The sequence below is a fragment of the Streptomyces sparsus genome (assembly GCF_054776295.1).
This window is the reverse complement of record NZ_BAAHCA010000607.1, coordinates 1-3,023: the sequence shown is the minus strand read 5'-3', so window position 1 is coordinate 3,023 and position 3,023 is coordinate 1. Positions and strand designations below refer to the sequence as shown.

The following is a 3,023-nucleotide window of genomic DNA, read 5'->3' as shown; positions in this document are numbered from 1 at the left end:
CGGCCGGGCGGTCGCCCCGTGGGCGGCGCCGGTCAGCCAGTAGCCGGCGGTGTGGTGGACGCGCGCACCCAGGCGCTGCTTGAACCGGGTCACCGGGGTGTCGGGGCGGCTGTCGCCCATGTGGAAGTACCGGCAGCCCAGGGCGCACGCCTCCTCGATGGCGAGGAACAGCAGCCAGGTGGACGCGCCGGTGGGTCCGGCCAGGGGCTTGTCCATCGCGCCCCGCCAGTACTTGGCGTGCCGGCCGTGCCGCATGGTGATCGTGCCGGCGACCGGCACGCCGTCCCGGTACGCCACCCAGACCTGGCAGTCCGCCAGGTTGCGGACGACGGCGGCGAACTTGCGCCGCGGGTCCTTGCGCCGGGCCCGTCGGCGGGCACGCCACAGCGGGGTGTTCTCCTGCCGCGCCCACCGGTCCACGGACAGGCGGTAGAGGTGGTCGAAGTCGCCGATGAGACGGTCGCCGGTGCCGCGTTCGACGGTCAGCCCGAATTTCTCCGCCCGGCGGACCGCCGAGCGGGCGCTGCCGGAGAACCGGTCCCGCCACACCACGTCCCGGCCGCCGGACAGGTCGAGGATCTGGGTGATGCGCGGATACGGACGGGCGCCGGCAGGCGCGGTGCGCCGCCACACCTCGTCGACCAGCGGGTTGGGGCGAAGGTAGGCGGTGCTGCCGGGGCGGCGCGTCAGATCCGCGTAGACGGCGGCGGCCTCCCTGTCGGTTACGGGGCCGCCAGGTGCGACCACTCCCCCGATGCCCCAGTCCAGCGGCCACGCCAGTTCGTCGCCGCGGGCCGCCGTGGTCAGCCGCCGCCGCACCATGGGGAGCACGAGGCGGCGCCCGTTCCCCCACTCGTAGTACCTGCCGGCGTCGCGGTACGGGCCGGCGGCGCACATCGCGTCCAGCCAGCCGGGGGTCTGGGTCACCAGCGCGTCCGGGTCGGCGTCCAATGCGCGCTGCCACAGGTCACGGGGTACGGGGCTGAGCACGCGCACGGTGTCGTCGGCGGTCATGACACGTCCACCGGACACGGTCGGGCGGCCGGGCGGCGCCCGGGCTCGGCGCCGTCTCCCGGGCGGGTGCTGCCGGTCGTGGTGAGGTGGTCGCGCAGCCGCCGCAGGTCCTCCGGGTGCGCGCCGCGGTCCGGGAGCTGCCGGGCGAGACCGCCGTGCCGGGTCCGCACCTGCGCGAGCCAGCTCTCCATGGTCTCCGGGACGACGCGCATCCGCGCGAGGTAGTCGTCCCTGGTGTGACCGCGCTTGAGCCACTTGTCCCGGAACCGGTCGACGTGGGCTACCAGTTCGGGCGCGCTGGCGCCGTAGTCGGCGGCGATGTCCTGTGTCGGGCTGCCGAGCAGGTCGAGCACGGACGCCACCACCACGCCGGTGCGGTCCTTGCCCGCGTGGCAGCACACCAGGAACGGCTCGTGCGCCACGGAGGCGAGCGCGGAGAACAGCCTCGGCCAGCACTCGGGGAGGGAGTGCTCCAGCATGCCGTGGTAGTAGGCGACGACGTCGGCCGAGGTCGGCCGGGGCTTGTCGATGGGGGTGCTGGGATAGCCCGTCAGGGGTGCGTTGACCCAGCGGACCCCGATGTCGACGAGCGTCGCCGGCGGACCGTACTTGTCGATCTCACGCGGGGTGCGGAGGTCTACGACGGCCCGCACGCCGTGGTGGTCGTGCAGCAGGGCGGCTTCCCGCGCGGTGAACGCGGGCACTTCGCCGCAGCGGAACATCCGGTCGTCGACCAGGTTGCCGGCGCGCACGGCACGGAAGTTGACGCCCGGCCGGCCGGTGTCGGTGGTCAGCACGCCGCCTCCGTCCCCAGACCGAGTGCCGCGGTCGCCTCGGCCCAGAAGTGCGGGAAGTCGGTGTTGACGTCGGGTCCGTAGCGCACTCGCGCACAGGGCAGCCCGGTGAGGGCCGCCAGCACCCCGTTGCGGGTGGCGGTGTCCGGCGTGGTGGGCGGCAGCACGCCCAGGTAGTCGACGAAGTGCCGCAGGTTGCGCCCGTTGACCGGGTCGAGTTCGTGCGGCGGCCCGTCGATCGGCTCCACCGACCAGCCACGCAGGTCCGGGTCGGCGGCCGGCAGCAGGATGCCGGCCGGATGGGACGTCTGGTCGACGGCGGCGCCGGTGATCGTGGTGAACTCGTCCAGGTCGCAGTAGACGCGCACCCGGCCCTCCCGGGTCCAGGAGGTGGCGGACGGTTCGGGCAGCGGGCCCACCGGCCCGTCGTAGCGGCGCAGCGACGCCTGTTCGAAGCGGGCGCGGGCGGGGTGCCGCAGCAGGCTGCCGACGCTGATGCCCAGCCGCCTCGGCCAGCCGCTGACGCGGGGCGCAGCGGTACTGTGCTCACGCCACAGGACGAGGGTGTCGTCCGAGACGAAGTCCCAGCCGGCGAGGGTGGCGGCCAGGAAGGCGAGGGTGGACTTGCCGGAGTTGGTGTCGCCCAGCAGCAGCACCGACGTGCCGTTCCGGGCCACCGCCGAGCCGTGCAGCACGGGCACGCCGCCGGCGTTGAGCTGGGCACCCATCAGGAAGGCCAGGTAGCGCACCAGGGCGCGAACCGTCTCCACCCGGTCGTCGCAGACGTCCAGGGTGAGTGTGCCTGCCGGTCGGGACGCGGTGATGAGCATCGGCCCGCTGTCCTCCTCCGAGTCCCGGAGCAGCACCAGCCGGTCCGCCGCGTGGTCGAGCACGACGAACCGCGGACCGTCCTCGTTCAGCCACAGCTGCGGTGTGCGGCGGACGGCGGCGAGGTCCGCGTCGGAGACCGGCAGCCGGGCGCGGCGCCGGATCGTGACATCGACGGCCCCGGGCGTGGTGCCTCGGATGAGCGTGAAGTAGGGGGCAAGGACGGCGGCGATGACCTCGTCCAGTTCCGGCAGGGTGCTGTGCACGTTGAGCCGGCCGAACCAGCACGACAGGGTGGCGCCGTCCGCGGCGGTGAGCGGGGTGCGCGGGACTCGCGAGGCCACACCCACGCCGCCGGCCCGGTCCTGGCCGGTCACGCGCCGGCCG

At 74.3% G+C, this 3,023-nt stretch carries 3 protein-coding genes; all 3 read right to left on the bottom strand.

Annotation, left to right across the window (positions count from 1 at the left end):
• Positions 1 to 1,014 (bottom strand): GNAT family N-acetyltransferase (locus ACYVE9_RS20975; protein ID WP_461029437.1); only part of this gene is annotated, 1,014 nt, incomplete at its 3' end.
• Entirely contained in the window at positions 1,011 to 1,811 is an 801-nt protein-coding gene (locus tag ACYVE9_RS20970) for a tyrosine-protein phosphatase (protein WP_461029436.1), read from the bottom strand. The genes ACYVE9_RS20975 and ACYVE9_RS20970, both read right to left, overlap by 4 nt.
• Positions 1,805 to 3,023, bottom strand: a 1,219-nt coding sequence (locus ACYVE9_RS20965) for a hypothetical protein (protein ID WP_461029435.1), incomplete at its 5' end; no start/stop codon positions are given. The genes ACYVE9_RS20970 and ACYVE9_RS20965, both read right to left, overlap by 7 nt.